Source organism: Curtobacterium sp. MCLR17_007, assembly GCF_003234655.2.
Taxonomy (GTDB): Bacteria; Actinomycetota; Actinomycetes; order Actinomycetales; family Microbacteriaceae; genus Curtobacterium.
Map to the genome: position 1 here is coordinate 1227940 of NZ_CP126271.1, position 24601 is coordinate 1252540.

Consider the following 24601-nt stretch of genomic DNA (forward strand, 5'->3'; position numbering starts at 1 on the left):
CCCGGCAGTCCCGTCGTGTGCGCGGCGGGGCTGCCGGGCATTGTCCGCGCGGGGCGTTATGGTCGTCCCCATGGCCGGAGGCACCAAGTCGACCACGCGCTCGCGCGCGTCAACGTCGTCACGCACGAGTGGAGCGCGCGGTACGTCGCGCACCCAGGCCACCACGAAGAAGCTCCCACAGGCGACGCCCCCGGTCGAGTTCAGTGGCCCGAACCCCCTCGTGACCGCATGGGTGGGCATGGCGCACGGCGTGGGGGCGATGTTCCGCCTGCTCGGCAAGGAGTCCCTCGAGAAGGACCAGCGCCGCGACGGCTTCCCGTTCTTCCTGTTCGTGCTGGCCATCGCCGGTGCCGTCGTCGAGTGGCTCAACCCCACCAACGCGGTGTCGATCGCGCTCGACGCCTACACGTTCGGCGGCCTGTTCGGTCGGTTGGCGTTCGCGCTGCCGGTCATCATGGTCGTCTTCGCGGGGTGGTTGTTCCGGCACCCGGCGTCCGTCCACGACAACACCCGGATCGGGATCGGCCTGGGCCTGCTGCTCGTGTCGATCTCGTCGCTCTGCCACGTGTTCGGCGGACAGCCGAGCGCTGCCGACGGCATGCCCGCCCTCGCGACCGCCGGCGGGGTCCTCGGCTGGGTCGTCATCGGCTGGCTCGTCGCCGTCGCCACCGCGTGGATCGCCGTGCCGGTCGCCGTGGTGCTGCTCGTGCTCTCCCTGTTCATCATCACCAAGACGCCGCCGAACAAGCTCGGACGTCGTCTGCACGAGCTCTACGCCTACCTGTTCGGTGCGCCCGCTCCGGTGGCCGAGGAATTCGACGAGTCCGCAGCCGAGCCGGCGGCACCGTCCCGCAAGCGCGGCGGCAAGACCACGTCGCAGGGTCTGCAGCTGTTCGACGACCTCGGCTTCGAGGACGGCGAGCAGCCCGACCCCGACGCCGAGGGGCACATCCCCTGGTGGCGCCGCAACAAGTCCGGGCGCGAAGAGGACCCGGCGTACGACAGCCCGGTGATCCCCGCCGCGCAGACCGCCGCCGCGCCGGCAGCCACACCGTCGCCGAACGCGGGTGCCGCCGCAGGGCTCGTCGACCACACCCCGGCCGAGCCGGCATCGGTGAACCTCAACGACTCGCTCGAGACCGAGGTCGCCGCCGACCTCGACCGCGCCGAACAGGCGCTCCGTGACTTCGGCGCGCCCGTGCCGGACGACGCGACCGAGGTGATCCGTCCCGGACGTGACGTGCCCGCCGTGGTCTCCCCGGTCCTCCCGGCCGACGTGGCGGAGCCGGTCCTGCCGGCGGACCCGGCGCCGTCTGCTGACGACCCGTCGCGCCCGTACCGACTGCCCGCCGCCAGCACGCTGAGTGCCGGGACGCCCTCGGTCGCGCGCAGCCAGGCGAACGAGGACATCGTCGCCGCGATCACCGGTGTGCTCACCGAGTTCAAGGTCGACGCGAAGGTGACCGGCTTCTCCCGCGGCCCGACGGTCACGCGGTACGAGATCGAGCTCGGCCCTGGTGTCAAGGTCGAGCGCGTCACCGCACTGTCCAAGAACCTGTCCTACGCGGTGGCCTCGAACGAGGTCCGCATCCTGTCGCCGATCCCGGGCAAGAGCGCCATCGGCGTCGAGATCCCGAACTCCGACCGCGAGGTCGTGTCCCTCGGCGACGTCCTGCGCTCGAACGCGGCGACCAAGTCGAAGCACCCGATGACGATCGGTGTCGGCAAGGACGTCGAGGGCGGGTTCGTCGTGGCGAACCTGGCGAAGATGCCGCACATGCTCGTCGCCGGGTCCACCGGCTCCGGCAAGTCCGTCTTCATCAACTCGATGATCACCTCGCTGCTCATGCGTGCGAAGCCGTCCGAGGTCCGCATGGTCCTCGTCGACCCCAAGCGCGTCGAGCTGTCGATCTACGCGGGAGTCCCGCACCTGATCACGCCCATCATCACGAACCCCAAGAAAGCGGCCGAAGCGCTGCAGTGGGTCGTGAAGGAGATGGACATGCGGTACGACGACCTGGCGTCCTTCGGGTTCCGCCACGTCGACGACTTCAACAAGGCGATCGAGAACGGCGAGATCGTGCTGCCGGCCGGCAGCGAGCGCAAGCTCAAGCCGTACCCGTACCTGCTCGTCGTCGTCGACGAGCTCGCCGACCTCATGCTCGTCGCCCCGCGTGACGTCGAGGAGTCGATCGTCCGAATCACACAGCTCGCCCGCGCTGCCGGCATCCACCTCGTGCTCGCCACGCAGCGCCCGTCGGTCGACGTCATCACCGGGCTCATCAAGGCCAACGTGCCGTCGCGCATCGCGTTCGCGGTCACGAGCGTCACCGACTCCCGCGTCATCCTCGACCAGCCGGGTGCCGACAAGCTCATCGGGCAGGGCGACGCGCTCTTCCTGCCGATGGGCTCGTCCAAGGCCGTCCGCGTGCAGGGTGCCTGGGTGCAGGAGAGCGAGGTCGCCGAGGTCGTCCAGCACGTCACGCGACAGGCGCAGCCCGAGTACCGCCAGGACGTCGCCGCCGTCGTCGAGCGCAAGGAGATCGACGCCGACATCGGCGACGACCTCGAGCTGCTCCTCGCGGCGGTCGAACAGGTCGTCTCGACGCAGTTCGGTTCGACCTCGATGCTGCAGCGCAAGCTCCGGGTCGGGTTCGCCAAGGCCGGGCGGCTCATGGACCTCATGGAGTCCCGCGACATCGTCGGGCCGTCCGAGGGGTCCAAGGCCCGCGACGTCCTGGTCACGGCGGACCAGCTGCCGTCCGTGCTGGCGAAGCTGCGCGGCGAGGAGCCGCCGGCGGCGCCTGCCGCCCCGGTCGCGGCGGCAGGTGCTTCTCCGGCGCCGATGGTCTCGGGTGCTCCGGGCTCGGCGCCGGCTCCCGCGCCAGACGACGACCGGTACGGTGCCGATCCCGTCGGCGACATGACACGCGGGTACGATCAGGTCGAGGACGAACCGGACGAGGACGCCTGGGGCCTCACAGGCAGGGAGTGATCAGGATGACCGCCTCGGACGGCACCACCACGAAGCGGTTCCCGTGGCGCGGACGGCTGATCCGCAAGGGTCCCGGCCCCGCGTCGACGGCGAACGTCGCGAACATCATCACCGTCATCCGCATCCTGATGGCGCCGCTCTTCTTCGTCCTGCTGCTGTCGGACGGCGGGCAGGACACGGCCGTGCGCATCTGGGCCGCGGTGCTGTTCGTCGTGGCGATCGTCACCGACAGCGCCGACGGCATCATCGCCCGCCGCCAGGACCTGGTGACGGACTTCGGCAAGCTCGTCGACCCCATCGCGGACAAGGTCCTGATCGGCGGCGCACTGGTCGCCCTGTCGATCCTCGGTGAGCTGCCCTGGTACGTCACGGTCCTGATCATGGTGCGCGAGATCGGCATCACCGTGTTCCGGTTCGCGGTGCTGTCCGACCGCGTCATCCCCGCCAGCCGCGGCGGCAAGATCAAGACCGTGCTGCAGGCCGTGGCGATCACGCTCGCGCTGTTCCCGTGGTGGGGTTTCGCCGGCGACGTGGCCCACTGGACCAACGGCGTCCTGATGACCGCGGCGGTGGTCGCCACCGTGCTCAGCGGGCTCGACTACCTGTGGCAGGCGTACCGGCACAACCGGACTGGCGCGTGAACGGACCCGCCGATCCGTCCCCGGACGAGGACCCTGTCCGCATCGCGCCACGGGTGATCGGGGAACTGACCGTCCGCGGTGAATCCCTCGCGGTGGCAGAGTCCCTCACCGGCGGTCTCGTGGTCTCGACGCTCGTGGGCGTCCCCGGAGCGAGCGCCGTGGTCCGTGGCGGTGTCGTGGCCTACGCGACCCCGGTCAAGGCGTCCGTGCTCGGTGTCTCTGCCTCGCTGCTGGCCGCGAACGGTGCCGTGGACCCCGAGGTCGCGAGGCAGATGGCGGCCGGGGTCCGGACGGCACTCGCGGTCGACGGCGAGCCCGCCACGTGGGGGATCAGCACCACGGGCGTCGCCGGACCCGACCCGCAGGACGGCAAGCCGGTCGGCACGGTGTTCGTCGGCATCGCCTCGGCCGACGGCGCCGAGGCGTTCGCGCTGCACCTCGACGGCGCTCGTGACGCAATCCGACAGCGGACCGTCTCCGAACTCCTGGTACGACTGTTCGCCACGCTCCAGAGTGGGGAATGACCCGCGTTACCACCGGGTTACATCTCACGCAATCTCCAGCAGGACGGCAGCCCAGGTGGCTAGCATGCTGCAACCGGCAACGCTCGTGTTGCCGAACCCCGAAACGGTCATCCCGGCCGGTCGGGCGCGGAGACGACAGAGAGGAGGAGTTCTCATGGTTCTCGTTCGTCAGGAAATCGGCGATGTTCTGCGTGACTTCCGCTTGCAGAAGGGCCGGACCCTCCGTCAGGTCGCGTCCAAGGCCAGCGTTGCGCTCGGGTACCTCAGCGAGGTCGAGCGCGGTCAGAAAGAGGCCAGCTCGGAGATCCTCGCGTCCGTCGCGGACGCGTTGGACACCCCCATCTCGACGATCATGCGCGAAGTAGGAGACCGTCTCGCCGTGGTCGAGGGACTGGTCCCGGTCCCGGACATGCTCCCGGACGAACTCGTCGCCGAGTTCGACAACGACCTCGCGGTGCGCTGAGTCGCACGGCACCTGAACGCCCCCGTCGGTCCGCCGGCGGGGGCGTTCTCGCGTCCGTGGCGTGGACTGCCGATGCCCTGCGTCGCGTCGTGCGCGCCCGGCCGGTCTAGCCTTGTCGGATGCGTGTGAGTGAGTTCTGGCGGGCCGTCGACCAGGTCTTCGGCGAGGCCTACGGTGCCGTCGTCGCCCGTGACGTCGTGCTCGAGGAGCTGGGCGGTCGCTCGGCCGCCGACGCGATCGCCGCAGGAGTGCCGACCCGCAAGGTGTGGGAAGCGCTCTGCGACTCCCAGGACGTCCCCCCAGAGCGCCGTCATGGCAAGGGCCTGCTGGAGCCGCGGGACTGATCGCCGAGGTCGAACACGCGTTCGGCGTGTCGCTCGAACGCGTGTTCGACGGGTGGTACGTTCCTGCACATCGGAGTCGAGCGATGCATCCGTCCACAGGCAACGCGGTGACCGGCAGTCATGTCGGTGGCCAGCCCTAGGTTCGGAGGCATCGGGAGACACCCGGAGCCTTGTCCGAGAACCAGCAGCCCTGCACCACCGGCTGCTGGGGACCAGACAGCCTACAGGCGGCAGACCACGAGCACGCAGGAGCACACCATGCCTTCACCCGCAGACCGCGAGAAGTCCCTCGAGACCGCCCTCGCCCAGATCGACCGGCAGTTCGGCAAGGGTGCAGTCATGCGCCTGGGCTCCGACGACCGCGCCCCGGTCGCCGTCATCCCCACCGGTTCGGTCGCGCTGGACGTCGCGCTCGGGATCGGTGGTCTCCCGCGCGGCCGCATCATCGAGATCTACGGCCCGGAGTCGTCCGGAAAGACGACCCTGACGATCCATGCGATCGCCAACGCCCAGCGCAACGGCGGCATCGCGGCCTTCATCGACGCCGAGCACGCGCTCGACCCGGAGTACGCCAAGAAGCTCGGTGTCGACATCGACGCCCTCCTCGTGTCGCAGCCGGACACCGCAGAACAGGCCCTCGAGATCGCGGACATGCTCGTCCGCTCGGGGTCCATCGACCTGATCGTGATCGACTCCGTCGCGGCGCTGGTGCCCCGGGCCGAGATCGAGGGCGAGATGGGTGACTCCCACGTCGGCCTGCAGGCACGCCTCATGTCGCAGGCGCTCCGCAAGCTGGCCGGTGGCCTGAACCAGACGCAGACCACGATGATCTTCATCAACCAGCTGCGCGAGAAGATCGGCGTGTTCTTCGGTTCCCCGGAGACCACGTCGGGCGGCAAGGCGCTCAAGTTCTACGCGTCGGTCCGGCTCGACATCCGCCGCATCGAGACCCTGAAGACGGGGACGGACGCGGTCGGCAACCGCACGCGCGTCAAGGTCGTCAAGAACAAGATGGCGCCGCCTTTCAAGCAGGCCGAGTTCGACATCCTGTACGGCACGGGCATCTCGCGCGAGGGTTCGCTGCTCGACTTCGGTGTCGACCACAACATCGTCAAGAAGTCCGGCGCCTGGTACACGTACGACGGCGACCAGCTCGGGCAGGGCAAGGAGAACTCGCGTTCCTTCCTGATCCAGAACCCCGAGATCGCCGCTGAGATCGAAGGCAAGATCCTCGCCAAGCTCGGTGTCGGTGGTGCCAAGCCCGCGGCCGACGCCGCTCCGGTGGAGTCCATCGAGCCCAAGCTCGCCGCGCGCAAGGGCGCGTGAGCATCGACGACGACGCGGACCTCGCGCCGGTCACCGACCTGTTCGGTGCGCGGTCCCGTCGTGGTCGGGGTGCCGCGGGGAAGGGCGACGCGGGCCGTGCCCAGGACGCGTCCGGTGACGACGAGTCGGGCCGCGACGAGTCGACCCGCGTCGAGTCGGGCCGCGACGCATCGCCTGGCGACGAGGCAGACGCCGACGAGTCGTTCGCCGCTGACGCGGACACGCCGGTCCCGGTGCAGCTCAGGGGCTCACCGGGCCCGTCCGAATGGGTCTCTCCGGTGGTCGGGGACGGCTCAGGCCGCAGCGCTCGTGCCGAGCAGTCCGGGTACGACACCGAGGACGAAGCATCGGCGCCGACGGCGTCGGTGTTCTCGATCACGGACGGCGACGAGATCGACCCCGCTGACGCTCCGCGCCCCATCGACGACCAGCGTGCGGACGCCGAGCGCCTCAGCATGCGGGCGCTCGGACGCAAGGGCATCAGCGAGTCCGAGATGCGCTCGACGCTCACGCGCAACGACCTCGACGCCCAGGTCGTCGAGGACGAGATCGAGCGTCTGACCCGCGTCGGGTTGCTCGACGACGTGGCGCTGGCGACCGATCTTGTCGACCGGCTGCACGACCGCAAGAGCCTGGGGCGTCAGGGTGTCGTCGCGGAACTCCGCCGCCGGGGCATCGACCAGGTTGCGATCGACGCGGCCCTCGACGCCGCGGCGGACGATGACGACGACGAGTTCCTGCGGGCGATCGAGCTGGCGCAGAAGCGCGCCGGGCAGCTGCGGGGGCTCGACCGGGCAACGGCAGAGCGTCGTCTGTCGGGTTTCCTGATGCGCAAGGGCTACAACGGCGGGATCGTGCGGATCGCCGTCGAACGTGCCCTCGACGGCTCGGCTCCGCCCCGGTCCGGGGGACCGCGCGGTCCCGTCCGGTTCGAGTAGCGCCGGGCTGGCCGCAGGCAGCTCCCGACCGACCGGCGGGGCTGCCCGGCGGCCGGTCCCGACCTACACTGGGACGATCATGGCGACCGTCGACGCGCAGCCCCGCACCTACGAAGTCCGTACGCACGGCTGCCAGATGAACGTGCACGACTCCGAGCGGTTGAGCGGCTCGCTCCAGGCAGCCGGGTACGTCGCAGCCGACGGAGCCCAGGCCGACGTCGTCGTGATCAACACCTGCGCCGTCCGCGAGAACGCTGACAACCGGCTCTACGGCAACCTGGGGCAGCTCGCCGGCATCAAGCGCGAGCACCCGGGCATGCAGATCGCGGTCGGCGGGTGCCTGGCGCAGAAGGACAAGGCGGTCATCCTCGAGAAGGCACCCTGGGTCGACGTCGTCTTCGGCACGCACAACATGGGCTCGTTGCCGACCCTGCTCGAGCGCGCGCGGCACAACGGCGAAGCCCAGCTCGAGATCCTCGAGTCGCTCGAGGTCTTCCCGTCGACGCTGCCGACCAAGCGCGACTCGACGCACAGCGGCTGGGTCTCGATCTCGGTCGGGTGCAACAACACGTGCACGTTCTGCATCGTGCCCGCGCTGCGGGGCAAGGAGAAGGACCGTCGCCCGGGTGACGTCCTCGCCGAGATACAGGCACTGGTCGACGACGGGGCCATCGAGGTCACGCTGCTCGGGCAGAACGTGAACTCCTACGGCGTGGAGTTCGGCGACCGTCAGGCCTTCGGCAAGCTGCTGCGGGCGGCCGGGCAGATCGAGGGACTCGAGCGCGTCCGGTTCACCAGCCCGCACCCGGCCGCCTTCACGGACGACGTCATCGACGCGATGGCCGAGACCCCGAACGTGATGCCGCAGCTGCACATGCCGCTGCAGTCCGGATCCGACCGGGTGCTCAAGGCGATGCGGCGGAGCTACCGCAGCGAGCGGTTCCTCGGCATCCTCGACCGGGTCCGAGCCGCCATCCCGCACGCGGCGATCTCGACCGACATCATCGTCGGCTTCCCCGGCGAGACCGAGCAGGACTTCGAGGACACGCTCCGCGTCGTCGAGCAGGCCCGGTTCGCGTCCGCCTTCACGTTCCAGTACTCCATCCGACCGGGCACCCCGGCGGCGACGATGGACGAGCAGCTGCCCAAGGAGGTCGTGCAGGCCCGCTACGAGCGCCTCACGGCCCTGCAGGAGCGCATCACGGCCGAGGAGAACGCGAAGCAGGTCGGCCGGACCGTCGAGGTCCTGGTGGCGAGCGGCGAGGGCCGGAAGGACGACGCCACGCACCGCCTGTCGGGCCGCGCCGAGGACTCCCGGCTCGTGCACTTCTCCGTGCCGGCCGGCTTGGACGTCCCGCGGCCGGGCGACGTCGTGACCGTCGAGGTCACGCGCGCGGCGCCGCACTTCCTGGTCGCGGACGCCGCTGCCGACGTGCCCCTGCGGGTCCGACGCACCCGTGCCGGTGACGCCTGGGACCTGGCGCAGGCCGAGTCGTGCGGGGTCCCGACCCCCACCGCGGCTGGCGCTGGTGCACGGCCGGTGTCGCTGGGACTGCCCTCGCTCCGTGTCGGTCGCTGACGCGGCGGTGCCGGGCGACCCGGAGCTGGGCGACCCGGAGCCGCGCGACCAGGACCCGACGCACGATCTCGGCGCGATCGACGGTCTCGTCGCGACCGACGGTCTCGTCGCGACCGACGGTCTCGTCGCGATCGTCGGCGCGACCGGGACCGGCAAGTCCGACCTGGCGATCGCCGTGGCCGACCGGTTCCGCGAGCAGGGACGGCGCGCCGAGGTCGTCAACGCCGACGCGATGCAGTTCTACCGGGGGATGGACATCGGCACAGCGAAGGTGCCGCCCGGGGAACGCCACGGCATCCCGCACCACCAGCTCGACGTGCTCGACGTCACGGACGAGGCCAGCGTCGCCGCCTACCAGCGCGACGCCCGGGCGACGATCGACCGGATCGTGGGCGACGGCGGTGTCGCGGTGCTCGTCGGCGGCAGCGGGCTGTACGTGTCCTCGGTGTTGTACGAGCTCGACTTCCCGGGGACGGACCCGGACCTCCGCGCCGAACTCGAACGCGAGCACGAGCAGCACGGGCCGAACGTGCTGCTCGCACGCCTGCGGGAACTGGACCCCGCGGCGGCGGCGACCATCGACGCCCGCAACCCGCGGCGCCTGATCCGCGCCGTCGAGATCGCGAGCCGATCGGACCGCGTGACCACGAGCCTCCCGTCCGCGCCGCAGGCATGGCGACCCGCCACGGTCCTCCGGCTGCACCGCGAACGGGAGCAGCTCGTGTCGGCCCTGCACGCACGAGCCGCCCGGATGTTCGCCGACGGACTCGTCGACGAGGTCGCAGCGCTCCGCGATCGCGGTCTCGAGCAGGGGCGGACCGCGCGCGCGGCGATCGGGTACTCGCAGGCCCTCGAGGTCCTGCACGGCACGTCGACGCTCGACGAGGCGGTCGAGGCGACCGGCATCGCGACGCGCAAGTACGCCAGACGGCAGGTGTCCTGGTTCCGCCGGTACGCCGAGGCGCAGGTGCTCGACGTCACCGGGAACGACCGCGGGGACCTCTCGGCGCTGGCCCGTAGGATCGTGCCGTGACCGAGCTGCACTTCACCAAGGGCCAGGGGACCGGCAACGACTTCGTCCTGTTCGCCGACCCCGACGCCACGGTCGACCTGACGCCGGACCGCATCCGTGCCATCGCCGACCGCCGGTTCGGCGTGGGTGCCGACGGGGTGATCCGGGCCGTGCGGTCCGATGCGCTTCCCGAGGGGCGTGCCGTCGTCGAGCAGGCCCCCGAGGCCACCTGGTTCATGGACTACCACAACGCCGACGGCACCGTCGCCGAGATGTGCGGCAACGGCATCCGGGTGTTCGCGCGGTACCTGACCGAGTCCGGCCTCGTCGACCTGCAGCCCGGCGAGACCCTGTCGGTCGGCAGCCGCAAGGGCGTCGTCGACGTCCAGCGCCAGGCGAACGGGTTCGCCGCCGACCTGGGGCGCTGGGGCCTCGGCATCGAGGGCGGTGGCGCGTCCGACGTGCTCGTGCGGGCGAAGAACCTCGACCGTGCGCGTCCGGGCCTGGGGATCGACGTGGGCAATCCACACGTGGTGGTGGCCGTCGCGACGGACGACGAGCTCGCGGGGCTCGACCTGACCTACGTGCCCGTCCTCGACCCGACTCCCGCGGCCGGGGCGAACGTCGAGTTCGTGCTGCCCGGCGACCCGCTGGTGCAGGACGGCGTCGGGCAGATCACGATGCGCGTGCACGAGCGCGGCAGCGGGGAGACCCTGTCGTGTGGCACCGGGGCAGTCGCCGCGGCGCTGGCGACGCGGCACTGGGCGGGAGCGTCCGCGCCGGACACCTGGCGGGTGCGGGTGCCGGGCGGGGTCGTCACGGTGCGCATGTTCGCGGCCGAGGACGGCGAACACGTCTCGCTGGCCGGACCTGCCGAGCTCGTCTTCTCCGGGGACCTGACGGTCTGATGGTCTGACCGTCTGACGGACCGACCGTCTGACGGTCTGACCGTCTGACGGACCGATGGCGGTCGCAGGACTCGCCGCTCGCGTTCGGCGAGGTCGCTCGGTGCGTCGGCTCGGCGAGCGCTGGGCGGCAGATCGCGCAACGTCGGTGGACATACTGCGGCGCGTTGCGCGACCTCGGATGCCCGGGGCCGCCGACCGCCCGCCCCGCTACTCCGCCGCCCGGTGGACGCGCAGGACGCGGAAGCCCTTGTCGGTCGTCGACCGCGTGACCTGGAACGACGACCCGAGCGCGTCATGCAGCCACCGCTGGAGCGAGTCGCCGCCGAGGTCCTTCGAGACGACCAGCCAGGCGTCCCCGGCGACCTCGAGCCGGGGGAGCCAGGTCATGAGGATGTCATGGAGCTCGTCCTTGCCCACGCGGATCGGCGGGTTCGACCAGATCGTGCGGAAGCGCAGATCGGCAGGGACGGCATCCGGGAGCCCGATCGACACGTTCGCGGCGCCCGCGACCTGGGCGTTGTGCCGCGCCAGGTCGAGCACACGCTCGTTGACGTCGACGCCCCACACCGTGGCGTCGGGGGAGTGCAGCGCCATCGTGATCGCGATGGGTCCCCAGCCGCAGCCCACGTCGAGCAGTGCGCCGTCGGGTGCGGGCGGCGGCACCGAGCCGAGCAGCACGCGAGTGCCGCGGTCGATGCCGTCCGGGCTGAAGACCCCGGCGGCGGTGGTGAGCGAGAGCGTCCGACCGGCCAGGGTGACGGAGATCTGGCGCGGGCGCGCCGGGCTCTCCGGGGTGGCCGAGAAGTAGTGGTCGTTCGCCATGGAAGAACCGTACCGGCTGACCCGTGTGTCCTGGCAGCGCCGGAGGTACCCTGTGGACAGCATGACGGAACCCAACAACCAAGCTGAAGGCGACGGCGTCGTCGAGCGCGTGCTGCGCAACGCCGACTCGCGGGCCAGCTCGTCCATCTTCGCCCCGGCGCAGGCCATCCAGACCCGATCAGTCGACGAACACGGCTGGGCCGGTGACGGCGACCAGTACGACCGTGAGGACCGCGCGGCGCTGCGTCGGGTCGCTGGTCTCTCCACCGAACTCGAGGACGTCACCGAGGTCGAGTACCGGCAACTCCGGCTCGAGCAGGTCGTCCTGATCGGCGTGTACGCCCAGGGCAACGCGGCCGACGCCGAGAACTCCCTGCGCGAGCTGTCCGCCCTCGCCGAGACCGCCGGCGCGGTGGTGCTCGACGGGCTGCTGCAGCGGCGACCGCACCCCGACCCGTCGACGTACCTCGGCATGGGCAAGGCCGAGGAACTCGCGATGGTCGTCAAGGCCACCGGTGCCGACACGGTGATCGCCGACACCGAGCTCGCGCCCTCGCAGCGGCGCGCACTCGAGGACGTCGTCAAGGTCAAGGTGATCGACCGCACGGCCGTGATCCTCGACATCTTCAGCCAGCACGCCAAGTCCCGCGAGGGCAAGGCGCAGGTCGAGCTCGCCCAGCTCGAGTACCTGCTCCCGCGGCTGCGCGGTTGGGGTGAGTCGATGTCCCGCCAGGCCGGTGGCCAGGTGTCGGGCGGTGCCGGCATGGGCTCGCGTGGTCCCGGTGAGACCAAGATCGAGCTCGACCGTCGACGCATCCACACGCGGATGTCGAAGCTCCGACGTCAGATCGCCGGCTTCCGACCCGCGCGCGAGGCCAAGCGCGCGGACCGCCACCGCAACGAGGTCCCGAGCGTCGCCATCGCCGGGTACACGAACGCCGGCAAGTCCTCGCTGCTGAACCGGCTGACCAGCGCGGGCGTGCTCGTGCAGAACCAGCTGTTCGCCACGCTGGACGCCACCGTGCGACGGACCGAGAGCACCAAGGGCCGCGAGTTCACCTTCGTCGACACCGTCGGGTTCGTCCGGAACCTGCCGCACCAGCTGGTCGAGGCGTTCCGGTCGACGCTCGAGGAAGTCGGCGAGGCCGACGTCATCGTGCACGTCGTCGACGGCTCGCACCCGGACCCGGCCGCGCAGCTCGCGACCGTGCGCGAGGTCATCGGGGACGTCGGCGCCCGGGACATCCCGGAGATCGTCGCGTTCAACAAGGCCGACCTGATCGACGACGCGCAGCGCCTGGTGCTCGTCGGGCTCGCCCCGGATGCCGTCTTCGTGTCGGCGCGCACCGGCGAGGGCATCGGCGACCTGCTCGCCGCGATCGAGTCACGGCTGCCCGAGCCGGACGTCGACCTGACCGTCGTCGTGCCCTACGACCGTGGTGACCTGGTCTCGCAGCTGCACGACACCGGCGCGGTCGAGACCGTCGACTACGTCGAGTCCGGCACACGATTGCGGGTCAAGGTGTTCCAGCGACAGGTCGCGGAACTCGACCCGTACGTGGTCGCGCCGGTCCCGTCGGCCTAGGGCTCCGGGCCGACGCCGCCTGGAGGCCCGACTGACGTCCGTCACGCGTCGCCCGTTCCACGAGACCCCTCGGAACACACGAAACGCCGCCAGCGATGGCGGCGTTTCGTCGTGACCGGGGCGACTCGGACGATCAGAGGGAGCGGAGGACCGCCACGACCTTGCCGAGGACCGTTGCCGCGTCGCCGAGGATCGGCTCGAAGGCGGTGTTGCGCGGCAGCAGCCAGGTGTGGCCGTCGCGCTGGCGGAAGACCTTGACGGTGGCTTCTTCGTCGAGCATCGCCGCGACGACGTCGCCGTTCTCCGCCGTCTGCTGTGACCGGACGACGACCCAGTCGCCGTCGCAGATCGCGGCGTCGATCATCGACTCGCCCACGACCTTGAGCATGAACAGGTCGCCGGTGCCGACGAGCTGTCGGGGGAGCGGGATGATCTCGTCGACGTGCTGCTCCGCCGTGATCGGCACACCGGCGGCGATCCGGCCGACGAGGGGGACCAGGGTCGTGGCGTCGACGTCCGGGCCGTCGACGTCTGCCGACGGTTCGTCGACCAGGACCTCGAGCGCGCGGGGGCGGTTCGGGTCGCGGCGGATCCAGCCACCGAGCTCGAGCTGTCCGAGTTGGTGCGAGACGCTGGACAGCGAGGACAGCCCGGCGGCGTCACCGATCTCGCGCATGCTCGGCGGGTAGCCGCGGCTCGCGATGGAGGCGCGGATCGCGTCGAAGATCGCCTGCTGCTTCGCGGTGAGCGGTTTCTGGACCCGCAGTTCGTCCGGCACGTCGTCTCGCCTTCTGGTCGTGACCCTGGACGGCCGATGGGGAATGTCGGTGGTCCCCGTGAGACTTGTCCCAGTCAGTCGAAACAGTATCCGACCGCCTTCAGCCGGACAAACACCTGTTCGAGCGTGTCGCATGAAAACCTCGCGGAAAAGTCTCCAGGGGTCTTGTGTGTCCCGCCGTTCGAACGTATGTTCGGTACAGCGCTTCGGAACGTGGTTTCGCCCGCGCAACCGGATCACAGGTCCATCGGGGCAGCGGTCCACCAAGACAAGGAAGGCACCACGAGATGAGCACCATCGCACTTGCACCCATGCAGGACGCTCCTCGCGTCGTCGGCACCCACCTCCGCCTGACCCGGCGCGGCCGGATCGTCCTCACGACGCTGGCGGCACTGCCGCTGCTGGTCGCTGTCGCGTTCTTCGCACTCAACGGCGGGCAGGCATCCGCCGGCAACACGGCGGGTCACAGTGACTTCCAGACGGTGACCATCCAGCCCGGAGAGACCCTGTGGGCACTCGCTGAGCAGACCGCCCCGAACGCCGACCCGCGCGACTTCGTCCAGGACGTCATCAGCCTCAACGCGCTCGACGGTTCGGCGCTGCAGGCTGGCGAGCAGATCGCGATCCCGACCAAGTACACCGACGCGCGGTAGCGCAGGAGCGCGGCAGCGTCGGCAGGCCTCACCACCGTCCGGACGGCCGGGAGTCCCCGCGGCCGGGCGCTCTACGATGGATCGGTGGCAACCACGCTCGAAGACCTCCCCATCCGCGACGACCTCCGCGGGCAGAGCCCGTACGGCGCTCCGCAGAAGCACGTCAGCGTGCAGCTCAACGTCAACGAGAACACGCATCCCGTGCCGCAGGACGTCGCCGAGGACATCATCGCGTCGATCCGTCGGGCGCTCGAGACGGTCAACCGCTACCCGGACCGTGAGTTCACGGAGCTGCGCGAGTCCCTCGCGGGGTACCTCGGGCACGGCATCGTTCCGGAGCAGGTCTGGGCCGCGAACGGCTCGAACGAGGTCATCCAGCAGCTCCTGCAGGCCTTCGGCGGTCCGGGCCGCAGTGTGCTCGGGTTCCCGCCGACCTACTCGATGCACTCGATCATCGCGTCCGGCACCGGCACACGCTGGATCCCCGCTGCGCGCGACGCGGCCTTCCGGATCTCGCCCGAGACGGCGGTCGCGGCGGTCCGACAGCACCAGCCCGACGTCGTCTTCCTCTGTGGCCCGAACAACCCGACGGGCACGCCGCTCGACCTCGCCACGATCGCGGCCGTGTACGACGCCACCGACGGGATCGTGATGGTGGACGAGGCCTACGCCGAGTTCATGCCGGTCGGTCAGCCCACGGCGCTGACGCTCCTCGACGGCCGCGAGCGCCTGGTGGTCTCGCGCACCATGAGCAAGGCGTTCGCGTTCGCCGGCGCCCGGGTCGGGTACCTCGCCGCCGACCCCGCCGTGATCGACGCGCTCCGGCTGGTCCGGCTGCCGTACCACCTGTCCGCCCTGACCCAGGCGGCCGCCGTCGCCGCACTGCGACACGCGCCCGAGATGCTCGCGATGGTCGACGACATCCGCGGGCAGCGCGACCGCATGGTCACCGAGCTGCGGGCGATGGGCTACGACCCGCACGAGACGTGGTCGAACTTCGTCCTCTTCGGCGGGGTGGCGGACCCGCACGCCGCGTTCGAGTCGTTGCTCGACCAGGACGTCATCGTGCGCGACCTCGGCATCCCGAACCACCTGCGCGTGAGTGCCGGGACGGAAGCGGAGACGACGGCGTTCCTCGACGCCATGCGCCGGGTCGCCGCCGACCAGCCGCCGGTTAGGGTTGGGGCATGACCGCGCGCACCGCCACGATCAGCCGCCGTACCAGTGAGTCGAGCGTCGAACTCGAGCTCGACGTGGACGGCACCGGGGCCTCCGACATCGACACGAGCGTGCCGTTCTTCGACCACATGCTCACGGCGTTCAGCAAGCACTCCCTGATCGACCTGCGCGTGCGGTCGACGGGGGACACCGACATCGACGTGCACCACACCGTCGAGGACACCGGCATCGTGCTCGGGCAGGCCCTGAAGCAGGCCCTCGGCGACCGGTCCGGCATCGGTCGCTACGGCGACGCGCTCGTGCCCCTCGACGAGGCCCTGGCCCAGGCGGTCGTCGACGTCTCCGGACGTCCCTACCTCGTGCACACCGGTGAGCCGACCGGGTTCGAGTTCCACCGCATCGGCGGGCACTTCACCGGGTCGATGGTCCGCCACGTGTTCGAGGCGATCACGGTGAACGCCGGCATCACCGTGCACGTCCGCGTGCTCGAGGGCCGCGACCCGCACCACATCGCCGAGGCCGAGTTCAAGGCGTTCGCGCGCGCGATGCGGCGCGCGGTCGAGCTCGACCCCCGTGTCGACGGCATCCCCTCGACGAAGGGCGCCCTGTGACCGGGACACCGAACGTCGTCGTCCTCGACTACGGCTCCGGCAACGTCCACTCGGCAGCCAAGGCGCTCGAGCGCGCCGGCGCCGACGTGACCCTGACGTCGGACAAGCGCACGGCGCTCGAGGCCGACGGGCTCCTCGTCCCCGGCGTCGGTGCCTTCGCGGCCGTGATCGACCAGCTCGAAGGGGTGCAGGGCGGCGAGATCGTCGACCACCGTCTGGCCGGGGGACGACCGGTGCTCGGCATCTGCGTCGGCATGCAGGTCCTGTTCGCCCGCGGTGCCGAACGCGGTGTGGACGTCGAGGGCCTCGGGCAGTGGCCCGGCACGGTCGAGCAACTGCAGGCCGACGTCCTGCCGCACATGGGCTGGAACACGGTGCAGGCCCCCGAGGACACGGTGCTGTTCGACGGGCTGCAGGACGAGCGCTTCTACTTCGTGCACTCGTACGGCGTGACCGACTTCCCGCTCGAGGCGTACGGGCCGTTCCGGGCGCCGAAGCTCACGTGGGCCGAGCACGGGCAGCGCTTCATCGCCGCGGTCGAGAACGGCCCGCTCACCGCCACGCAGTTCCACCCCGAGAAGTCCGGAGAGCCGGGCATCCAGCTGCTCCGCAACTGGGTCCGCTCGCTCTGACGCGGCGCGACCGGCACCTGGTGCGAGCAGGACCGGACGCACCCAGTACCGGACGCACCCAGTACCGGACGCAACCAGTACCGGACGAACCCAGTACCGAACGCGACCAGCACCGGACGCGACCAGCGCGACCGTCTCGCACCGGGCCTCCCGGCCGCCGTGCACCCAGCCACAGAACCGACAGGACCATGACCGAGCTGACCTCCACCCCGCCCCTCGTCCTGCTGCCCGCGATCGACGTCGTCGACGGCCAAGCAGTCCGCCTGACCCAGGGCGAGGCCGGCAGTGAGACCGGTTACGGCGACCCGGTCGCCGCGGCGCGTGCCTGGCGTGACCAGGGTGCCGAGTGGATCCACCTGGTCGACCTCGACGCGGCCTTCGGCCGGGGTGACAACCGGCGCGTGATCGCACACGCGATCCGCGAGGTCGAGGGCGTCCAGGTCGAGCTGTCGGGCGGCATCCGCGACGACGCCGCACTCGAGGCCGCACTGGCGACCGGAGCGGCGCGCGTGAACCTCGGGACCGCGGCGCTCGAGGACCCGGAGTGGGCCGCGCGGGTGATCGGCGAGTACGGCGAGCAGATCGCGGTCGGGCTGGACGTCCGCGGCACCACGCTCGCAGCCCGCGGTTGGACCGAGGACGGCGGCGACCTGTGGGAGGTCCTGGACCGGCTCGAAGCCGCCGGGTGCGCGCGGTACGTGGTGACCGACGTGACGAAGGACGGCACGCTGCAGGGTCCGAACGTCGAGTTGCTGCGCCAGGTGTGCGACCGCACGGACCAGCCCGTGGTCGCCTCCGGCGGGATCTCGACGCTCGACGACCTGGTCGCGCTGCGCGGACTCGTGCCGCACGGGCTCGAGGGCGCCATCATCGGCAAGGCGCTGTACTCCGGCGCGTTCACGCTGCCGGCCGCGCTCGACGTCGCCTCGGAGTAGCCGCATGGCGGGCATCTCGAACGGCCTCGGTGGCGCACCCGACGAGCACGCAGGGACGCACGACCACGGCGTCGGCGAGCAGCGCGCGGACTCGGCGGGCTTCCCGTGGGCCGGGCGCACCTTCGACAGCCACGACGACGCGTTCGCCGACGACGACGGCCTGGCGGACCCGGCGCTGGTCACCGCCATCGCCGCGCTGCCCACCGGAGGATCGCAGTCGGCGGTCGTCGCAGCGCTCGGGACCGCACGACTGCTCGTCCCGCTCGTGGCCGAGGCTGGCGAGGTCGGCGAGACCCCGGACGGCCGGGTCGTCGACAAGACCCAGGAGCTCTCGATCGTCACGGTCGCGGGCCCGGACGGCCGCACGGTGATGCCGGCGTTCACCTCGGTCGCCGCGATGCAGTCCTGGGACGCCACGGCGCGGCCCATCCCGGTCGAGTCCCGCCGCGTGGCGATGGCCGCCGCCAGCGAAGACACCCAGCTCGTGGTGCTCGACCCGACCGCGTCGACCGAGTTCGTGCTGCGCCGTCCCGCGGTCTGGGCGCTCGGACAGGACCTGGCGTGGACGCCGTGCTTCGAGGACCCCGAGGTCGCCCGGGCCTTCGCCGACTCCGTCGCCGCCGAGCCCGCCGTCGCCCGCGTCGAACTCGCGCCGGGGGACCCCCTCGGACGCTTCGCCGGACCCGAGCTGACGGTCGGGCTGGTCCTGCACCCGGGCCTCGACCGCGACCACGTCGGTGCCCTGGTCGGTCGGCTGCAGGAGCGGTGGACGGCCGACGTGGTCATCGCGGAACGCGTCGACAGCATGCGGGTGGCGCTGCGCGCCGTCTGAGGCGTCCGCCGGGAGGCCCTGGTCGCCCGGGTCCCGTCCGCTGCGGCCGGCGAGACTGCGCGGCCTCGGTCGTCACCCCCGTGCGCACGGGCGTCGCCACCGTCCGCATGGGCGTCGCCACCGTCCGGCGGTGCGCCCCGGACCGCGCCGTGCGCGCCGGTACGATGACGGGGTGAGCACGAACCCGACGACCCAGCCCGGCACCGGCGAGACCACGTACGGTCCGACCGGCCGGCCCGTTCGCGAGTTCCCCGTGCCCGAGGAACTCGACGGACACGGCCCCGCCCGCATCATCGCCCTGTGCAACCAGAAGGGCGGCGTCGGCAAGACGACCACCGCGATCAACCTCGGTGCCGCGCTCGCCGAGTACGGCCGCAAGGTCCTCGCGGTCGACTTCGACCCGCAGGGTGCACTGTCCGCGGGGCTCGGGGTGCGCACGCACGACATCCACACCGTCTACGACCTGCTCATGGGTGCCGTGAAGGACCCGAACCAGGTCATCCAGCCGACGAACACCCCCGGGCTCGACGTCATCCCGGCCAACATCGACCTGTCCGCCGCCGAGGTCCACCTGGTCAACGAGGTCGCCCGCGAACAGATCCTGGCGAGCGTCCTGCGCAAGGTCGCGAAGGACTACGACGTCATCCTGGTCGACTGCCAGCCCTCGCTCGGCCTGCTGACCGTGAACGCGCTGACCGCGGCACACGGTGTGCTGATCCCGCTCGAGTGCGAGTTCTTCGCCCTGCGCGGTGTCGCACTGCTCATCGAGACGATCGACAAGGTCCGCGACCGCCTCAACCCGGCGCTGACGCTCGACGGCATCCTCGCGACCATGTACGACTCGCGCACGCTGCACTCCCGCGAGGTCATGGAGCGCGTGGTGGACACGTTCGACGAGCGCGTGCTCGACACCGTGATCGGCCGGACCGTGAAGTTCCCGGACGCCACCGTGTCCGCGCGACCCATCACGCAGACGGCGCCCGAACACGTCGCGGCGAAGTCCTACCGGCAGCTCGCACGAGAGCTCGTCCAGCGTGGCGCCGTCGCCTGACCCCGTCGCCGACACACCGGCCGTCCCCGGGCCGCAGGGCTTCCGGGTCCGCCTGACGAACTTCGACGGGCCGTTCGACCTGCTGCTCTCGCTCATCACGAAGCACGAGATGGACATCACCGAGGTGGCGCTCGGCGTCGTCACGGGGGAGTTCATCGCGCACGTGCGCCAGGCCGAGTCCGCCGAGGAGCTCGACGAGGCGAGCGAGTTCCTCGTCGTCGCGGCCACCCTGCTCGACCTGAAGATCGCCGGGCTGCTGCCCCAGGGCGAACTCGTCGACGCCGAGGACGTCGCGCTGCTCGAGGCCCGCGACCTGCTGTTCGCCCGGCTGCTGCAGTACCGGGCGTTCAAACAGGCGGCCGACTGGTTCGGCGCACGCTGGAGCACCGAGTCGCGTCGGCACGTCCGGAGCGTCCGGCTCGAGGAACGGTTCCGCGCCCGCACACCCGAGCTGGTGTGGACGCTGTCCGCGCAGGACTTCGCCGCGCTCGCCGCGTTGGCGTTCGCCCCGCGCGAGATCCCGACCGTCGGGCTCGACCACCTGCACGCCCCGCTCGTCAGCATCCGTGAGCAGGCCGCGGTCGTCGTCTCGATCCTCCGGACCCGCGCCGCGACGGGCGATCCCGACGTCGCGTTCCGCGAACTGGTCGCCGGGGTCGACATCACGGGTATCGTGGTGGCTCGTTTCCTCGCGATCCTCGAGCTCTACCGGAACGCGTCGATCACCTTCGAACAGGACGAGCCGCTCGGGGAACTGACCCTGCGGTGGACCGCGGAGCACTGGACCGACGAGAGCCTCGCCAACCTTGGAGCCGACTATGACGGATGACGTCCACGACGTCTCCAGCGCCGAACCCGGCGGCGCCGACGAGATCGGTGACGCCCGCGCCGTCGAGCAGTCGATCCATGCGCAGTCCGTCCGCGCGCAGGCGGCCGGTCACGCCGTCGACCGCCAGCTCGAGGCGATCCTGATGATCGCCGACGAACCGCAGTCGCTCGTCGCGCTCGGCACGGCCATCGGCGTCCCCGTCCCCGTCGTCCGCCAGGGGATCGAGCGCCTGGTCGCGGACTTCGACGGCGTCGACGGCACGGTCCGCCGGGGCTTCGAGCTGCGCGAGGTCGGCGGCGGCTGGCGCTTCTACGTCCGCGCGGAGCTCGACGCGGTGGTCGAGCAGTTCGTCGAGGCGGAGCGCCCGGCACGGCTGTCCCAGGCTGCGCTCGAGACCCTGGCCGTCGTCGCCTACAAGCAGCCGATCACCCGTTCGCAGATCGCCTCCATCCGCGCCGTCAACGTCGACGGCGTCGTCCGCACCCTGGTCGCCCGCGGGCTCATCGAGGAGTCGTTCACCGACTCCGAGACCGGCGCCATCAACTACGTCACATCCGACCTGCTCCTGCAGCAGCTCGGCATCAACTCGCTCGACGAACTGCCGCTGATCTCTCCCCTGTTGGAGGACGGCGTCGACGGTTTCGAGCAGAACGAAGGGATCCCCGATGGCCGCGTATGAGGACGGACGACACGGCGGCGCCGGTCGCAGGGACGGCGGCTCCGGCGGCGGACGACCGGGAGGCCCTGGTCGGCCGAGTGGGTCGGACCGCGGTGGGTACCGCGGTCGCGACGACGAGCGTGGTCGCCCCGGCGGGTCGGACCGCGGTGGCGACCGTGGTGGGTACGGAGGACGGTCGTCCGGTGGTGCACCGCGCGACGACCGCGGTGGGTTCCGTCGTGACGACCGCAGCGCGGACCGCGGAGCTCCGCGCCGTGACGACCGTGGGTACGGCGGCCGCCCGTCCGGTGGTGCGCCGCGCGACGACCGCGGCGGGTTCCGCGGTGCCGATCGTGGTGCCGACCGTGGCGCTCCCCGTCGTGACGACCGCGGCGGGTACGGGCGTCGCGACGACGACCGGGGCGCTCCCCGTCGTGACGACCGCGGCGCTCCGCGTCGTGACGACCGCGGGTCGGACCGTGCTCCGCGACGCGACGACGGCGGGTTCGTGCGGCGCGAGGACCGGGGCGCTCCCCGTCGCGACGACCGCGGGTTCGTCCGACACGAGGGCGACCGGCGCGACGACCGTGGCGCTCCGCGCCGTGACGACCGCGGGTACGGCCGTCGTGACGACGACCGTGGGGGAGCACGACGTGACGATCGTGGGTACGGCACCGGGGCCTCCCGTCCGGCTGCGCGTGATGACCGTCGTGAGGACCGCGGGTTCGGCCGTCGTGACGACGACCGTGGGGGAGCACGACGTGACGATCGTGGGTACGGCACCGGGGCCTCCCGTCCGGCTGCGCGTGATGACCGTCGTGACGATCGCGGGTTCGGCCGTCGTGACGACGACCGTGGCGGCGCACGACGTGACGACCGTGGGTACGGCACCGGGGCCTCCCGTCCGGCTGCGCGTGACGACCGTCGTGACGACCGCGGGTACGGCCGTCGCGACGACGACCGCCGACCGGCGCCGACCGGCGACCGCCGGGTCGACCGGCCGCGCTGGAGCAACGCGGACCGGGACCAGCGTGACCGCCGCGACGACCGCCGCGACCCGCGTCAGGGCGGCGACCGTCGCGGTCAGGGTGGGGACGCCCCTGCCAGCCGTGTCTGGCACAACGGCCGCCGCTACGTGGGTGGCACCGCGACCGTGCGGAACCGCGATCGCGGCACCACGCCCCGTCCCGAGGGGCAGCGCGACGCCGAGGGCACGCCGCTCGAGGGCACGCCGGAACGCCCGATCATCCCCGACTGGGACGCAGCGGAGGGTGCTGCCGCGACCGCGGCCGACCTGCAGCCGGAGGGCGAGCGCCTGCAGAAGGTGATGGCCGCGGCCGGGGTCGCGTCGAGGCGGGTGGCGGAGAACCTGATCGCCGAGGGTCGAGTGACGGTGAACGGCGAGGTCGTCGACGCCCTCGGGCGTCGCGTGGACGCAGAGCACGACCAGATCTCCGTCGACGGCGTGCCGATCCAGGTCGACACCTCGCGGCGCTACGTGCTGCTGAACAAGCCGACGGGCGTGGTGTCGACGATGCTCGACGAGCGTGGTCGCGCCGACCTGTCCCAGTTCGTCGAGAAGTTCGAGGAGCGCCTGTTCAACGTCGGACGCCTGGACGCCGAGACCTCCGGCCTGCTGCTGCTGACCAACGACGGCAGCCTCGCCCACGTGCTCGCGCACCCGTCGTTCGGCGTCACCAAGACCTACATCGCGAAGGTCGCCGGCAACGTGAACCCCGCGACGGTGCAGATGCTCCTGGACGGTGTGGAGCTCGAGGACGGCCGGATCGCCGCCGACAAGGTGCGGTTGCTCGAGTCGTCGCGGGGGGAGTCCCTGGTCGAGCTGACCCTGCACTCCGGCCGCAACCGCGTCGTCCGTCGGATGCTCGACGCCGTCGGGCACCCGGTGAACGAGCTCGTGCGCCGGTCGTTCGGCCCGCTGCACCTCGGCAGCCTGCCGAGCGGACGCACGCGCGAGCTGACGAGCGTCGAACTCGGGCAGCTGCTCGGGATCGCGCGCGGCGCGGGCAAGCCGGTCGGCGACCCCAACGCCGAGACGAGCGACTGATCCGCAGGCGACGGTCGTGGATCGGTAGGCTGGCCGGGTGACCGACCAGCCCCAGCCCGACCACGACCGTCGCGTCCGCGGACCGGTCCGGGTCGTCGGCGCCGGGCTGCTCGGTGCCTCCATCGGTCTGGGGCTCCGGCAGAAGGGCGTCGAGGTGATCCTCGACGACGTCTCGCCGGCGACGCTGGCGCTGGCCGTCGACTACGGCGCCGGTCGCCGTCCGGCCGTGGGCGACGCGCCCGAGCTGATCGTCGTCGCGGTCCCACCGGACGTCACCGCGCAGGTCGTCGAGCGCGAGCTCGCCGACCATCCGGGCGCGATCGTCACCGACGTCGCCAGCGTGAAGTCGGCGCCGCTCGAACGCCTGCGTGCGGCAGGGGCCGACGTCTCGCGCTACATCGGGTCGCACCCGATGGCCGGTCGTGAGCGCAGCGGTCCGACCGCGGCGCGTGCGGACCTGTTCATCGGGCGACCCTGGGTGATCGCCGGACACGACGCGATCACCTACCGTCGGGCTGCCGTGGTCGAGGACCTCGCACTCGACCTCGAGGCGATCGTCGTCCCGATGGACCCCGAGCTCCACGACCAGGCCGTCGCCGTCATGTCGCACGTGCCGCAGCTCGTCTCGACGCTCATGGCCTCGCGTCTCGTCGACGCCCCGGAGTCCGCGCTCGGACTGGCGGGCGGTGGCGTCCGTGACGTCACACGCGTTGCAGCGAGCGACCCGGGCCTGTGGGTGCAGATCATCGGCGCCAACGCCGCACGCATCCGACCGGTGCTGACCGACCTGCGCGACGAGCTCACGCGGGTCATCGACGCCCTGGCCGACCCGGACGCGCCCGGCGCACCCCGGGCGATCGCCGAGACGATGGCGTCGGGCAACCGTGGCGTCGAGCGACTGCCGGGCAAGCACGGCACGACCAAGCGCTTCGCCCAGGTCGTCGTCCTGGTGGACGACCGACCGGGGCAGATCGCCGAGCTCCTCACCCTGATGGGCGAGATCGGCATCAACCTCGAGGACCTGCGCCTCGAGCACTCACCCGGCGGACCGATCGGCATCGTCGAGGTGTCGGTCGTCCCCGAGCAGGAACAGCGACTCGTCGATGAACTCGAGAGCCGCGGATGGAGGATCGCAGCAGCATGGGCGTGAACGAGGACCAGCAGACGCACGGCATCGCCACCGACAGCGGGGTGACCGGGGGACCGGACGGCCCCGACACCGGGCTGCCCACCCCGGC

General features: G+C 71.4%; 25 protein-coding genes. 22 read left to right on the plus strand and 3 right to left on the minus strand.

The genetic code is table 11. From position 1 onward, the window contains the following. The first annotated feature begins 70 nt into the window (after positions 1-70). From DEJ13_RS05915 to dapF, 10 genes are all read left to right on the plus strand, one after another. On the plus strand, positions 71-2995 hold the full coding sequence (locus DEJ13_RS05915) for an FtsK/SpoIIIE family DNA translocase (protein WP_111107007.1): 2925 nt from the start codon (positions 71-73) through the stop codon (positions 2993-2995). 5 nt (positions 2996-3000) lie between these two features. Further along, positions 3001-3636, plus strand: a complete 636-nt coding sequence (gene pgsA / locus DEJ13_RS05920) for a CDP-diacylglycerol--glycerol-3-phosphate 3-phosphatidyltransferase (RefSeq protein WP_111107008.1) — start codon at positions 3001-3003, stop codon at positions 3634-3636. Continuing rightward, complete coding sequence (locus DEJ13_RS05925; RefSeq protein ID WP_502868729.1) at positions 3633-4160, plus strand: CinA family protein; 528 nt, start codon at positions 3633-3635, stop codon at positions 4158-4160. Before pgsA ends, DEJ13_RS05925 begins: the two co-directional genes overlap by 4 nt. Before the next feature lie 154 nt (positions 4161-4314). After that, positions 4315-4623, plus strand: coding sequence for a helix-turn-helix domain-containing protein (locus DEJ13_RS05930; protein WP_056121748.1), 309 nt, complete (start codon positions 4315-4317; stop codon positions 4621-4623). A gap of 119 nt (positions 4624-4742) precedes the next feature. Further along, positions 4743-4967, plus strand: coding sequence for a DUF3046 domain-containing protein (locus tag DEJ13_RS05935; RefSeq protein WP_056121746.1), 225 nt, complete (start codon positions 4743-4745; stop codon positions 4965-4967). 258 nt (positions 4968-5225) lie between these two features. Next, positions 5226-6293: a recombinase RecA gene (gene recA, locus DEJ13_RS05940; RefSeq protein ID WP_056121744.1), complete on the plus strand. Its 1068-nt coding sequence runs from the start codon at positions 5226-5228 to the stop codon at positions 6291-6293. Beyond that, positions 6290-7231: a regulatory protein RecX gene (locus DEJ13_RS05945; protein ID WP_111107009.1), complete on the plus strand. Its 942-nt coding sequence runs from the start codon at positions 6290-6292 to the stop codon at positions 7229-7231. The genes recA and DEJ13_RS05945 overlap by 4 nt, the downstream gene beginning before the upstream one ends. A 79-nt stretch (positions 7232-7310) precedes the next feature. Then, entirely contained in the window at positions 7311-8810 is a 1500-nt protein-coding gene (miaB, locus tag DEJ13_RS05950; RefSeq protein WP_111107010.1) for a tRNA (N6-isopentenyl adenosine(37)-C2)-methylthiotransferase MiaB, read from the plus strand. Positions 8811-8886: 76 nt separating this feature from the next. After that, a complete protein-coding gene (miaA, locus tag DEJ13_RS05955) occupies positions 8887-9843 on the plus strand; it encodes a tRNA (adenosine(37)-N6)-dimethylallyltransferase MiaA (RefSeq protein WP_111107054.1) in 957 nt (318 codons plus the stop codon). Further along, entirely contained in the window at positions 9840-10730 is an 891-nt protein-coding gene (gene dapF, locus DEJ13_RS05960; RefSeq protein ID WP_111107011.1) for a diaminopimelate epimerase, read from the plus strand. Before miaA ends, dapF begins: the two co-directional genes overlap by 4 nt. Positions 10731-10937: 207 nt before the next feature. On the opposite strand, the gene DEJ13_RS05965 is transcribed toward dapF, so the two are convergent. Next, positions 10938-11552, minus strand: a complete 615-nt coding sequence (locus DEJ13_RS05965) for a class I SAM-dependent methyltransferase (protein WP_111107012.1) — start codon at positions 11550-11552, stop codon at positions 10938-10940. 61 nt (positions 11553-11613) lie between these two features. On the opposite strand from DEJ13_RS05965, the gene hflX reads away from it, so the two are divergent. After that, positions 11614-13137, plus strand: a complete 1524-nt coding sequence (hflX, locus tag DEJ13_RS05970; RefSeq protein ID WP_111107055.1) for a GTPase HflX — start codon at positions 11614-11616, stop codon at positions 13135-13137. Positions 13138-13270: 133 nt separating this feature from the next. On the opposite strand, the gene lexA is transcribed toward hflX, so the two are convergent. After that, a complete protein-coding gene (gene lexA / locus DEJ13_RS05975) occupies positions 13271-13915 on the minus strand; it encodes a transcriptional repressor LexA (RefSeq protein ID WP_056121730.1) in 645 nt (214 codons plus the stop codon). Positions 13916-14202: 287 nt separating this feature from the next. On the opposite strand from lexA, the gene DEJ13_RS05980 reads away from it, so the two are divergent. The 9 genes from DEJ13_RS05980 to scpB all read left to right on the plus strand — a co-directional run bounded on the left by DEJ13_RS05980 (position 14203) and on the right by scpB (position 21316). Next, complete coding sequence (locus DEJ13_RS05980) at positions 14203-14568, plus strand: LysM peptidoglycan-binding domain-containing protein (RefSeq protein WP_111107013.1); 366 nt, start codon at positions 14203-14205, stop codon at positions 14566-14568. Between the two features lie 84 nt (positions 14569-14652). Next, a complete protein-coding gene (locus DEJ13_RS05985; RefSeq protein ID WP_111107014.1) occupies positions 14653-15759 on the plus strand; it encodes a histidinol-phosphate transaminase in 1107 nt (368 codons plus the stop codon). Then, positions 15756-16358, plus strand: a complete 603-nt coding sequence (gene hisB, locus DEJ13_RS05990) for an imidazoleglycerol-phosphate dehydratase HisB (RefSeq protein ID WP_111107015.1) — start codon at positions 15756-15758, stop codon at positions 16356-16358. The genes DEJ13_RS05985 and hisB overlap by 4 nt, the downstream gene beginning before the upstream one ends. Further along, positions 16355-16990, plus strand: coding sequence for an imidazole glycerol phosphate synthase subunit HisH (gene hisH / locus DEJ13_RS05995; protein ID WP_056121721.1), 636 nt, complete (start codon positions 16355-16357; stop codon positions 16988-16990). The genes hisB and hisH overlap by 4 nt, the downstream gene beginning before the upstream one ends. Positions 16991-17178: 188 nt before the next feature. Then, a complete protein-coding gene (gene priA / locus DEJ13_RS06000) occupies positions 17179-17925 on the plus strand; it encodes a bifunctional 1-(5-phosphoribosyl)-5-((5-phosphoribosylamino)methylideneamino)imidazole-4-carboxamide isomerase/phosphoribosylanthranilate isomerase PriA (protein ID WP_056121719.1) in 747 nt (248 codons plus the stop codon). Positions 17926-17929: 4 nt separating this feature from the next. Next, the gene (locus tag DEJ13_RS06005) at positions 17930-18757 is read left to right on the plus strand and encodes an SseB family protein (RefSeq protein ID WP_111107016.1); all 828 of its coding nucleotides are present in this window, start codon (positions 17930-17932) and stop codon (positions 18755-18757) included. A 172-nt stretch (positions 18758-18929) separates the two neighbouring features. Further along, complete coding sequence (locus tag DEJ13_RS06010) at positions 18930-19808, plus strand: ParA family protein (RefSeq protein WP_111107017.1); 879 nt, start codon at positions 18930-18932, stop codon at positions 19806-19808. Continuing rightward, positions 19792-20637, plus strand: coding sequence for a segregation and condensation protein A (locus tag DEJ13_RS06015; protein WP_056121713.1), 846 nt, complete (start codon positions 19792-19794; stop codon positions 20635-20637). The genes DEJ13_RS06010 and DEJ13_RS06015 overlap by 17 nt, the downstream gene beginning before the upstream one ends. After that, positions 20627-21316, plus strand: a complete 690-nt coding sequence (gene scpB, locus DEJ13_RS06020) for an SMC-Scp complex subunit ScpB (RefSeq protein WP_111107018.1) — start codon at positions 20627-20629, stop codon at positions 21314-21316. Before DEJ13_RS06015 ends, scpB begins: the two co-directional genes overlap by 11 nt. Here scpB and DEJ13_RS06025 read toward each other — a convergent pair. After that, positions 21219-22415 carry a hypothetical protein gene (locus DEJ13_RS06025; RefSeq protein ID WP_258374106.1) on the minus strand — a complete coding sequence of 399 codons (1197 nt, stop codon included), beginning with the start codon at positions 22413-22415 and terminating at the stop codon, positions 21219-21221. The genes scpB and DEJ13_RS06025 overlap by 98 nt on opposite strands. Positions 22416-22589: 174 nt before the next feature. Here DEJ13_RS06025 and DEJ13_RS06030 point away from each other — a divergent pair, with 174 nt between their 5' ends. Further along, positions 22590-23363, plus strand: coding sequence for a pseudouridine synthase (locus DEJ13_RS06030; protein ID WP_258374110.1), 774 nt, complete (start codon positions 22590-22592; stop codon positions 23361-23363). Between the two features lie 37 nt (positions 23364-23400). Then, positions 23401-24513 carry a prephenate dehydrogenase gene (locus DEJ13_RS06035; RefSeq protein WP_111107020.1) on the plus strand — a complete coding sequence of 371 codons (1113 nt, stop codon included), beginning with the start codon at positions 23401-23403 and terminating at the stop codon, positions 24511-24513. Positions 24514-24601 lie beyond the last annotated feature (88 nt).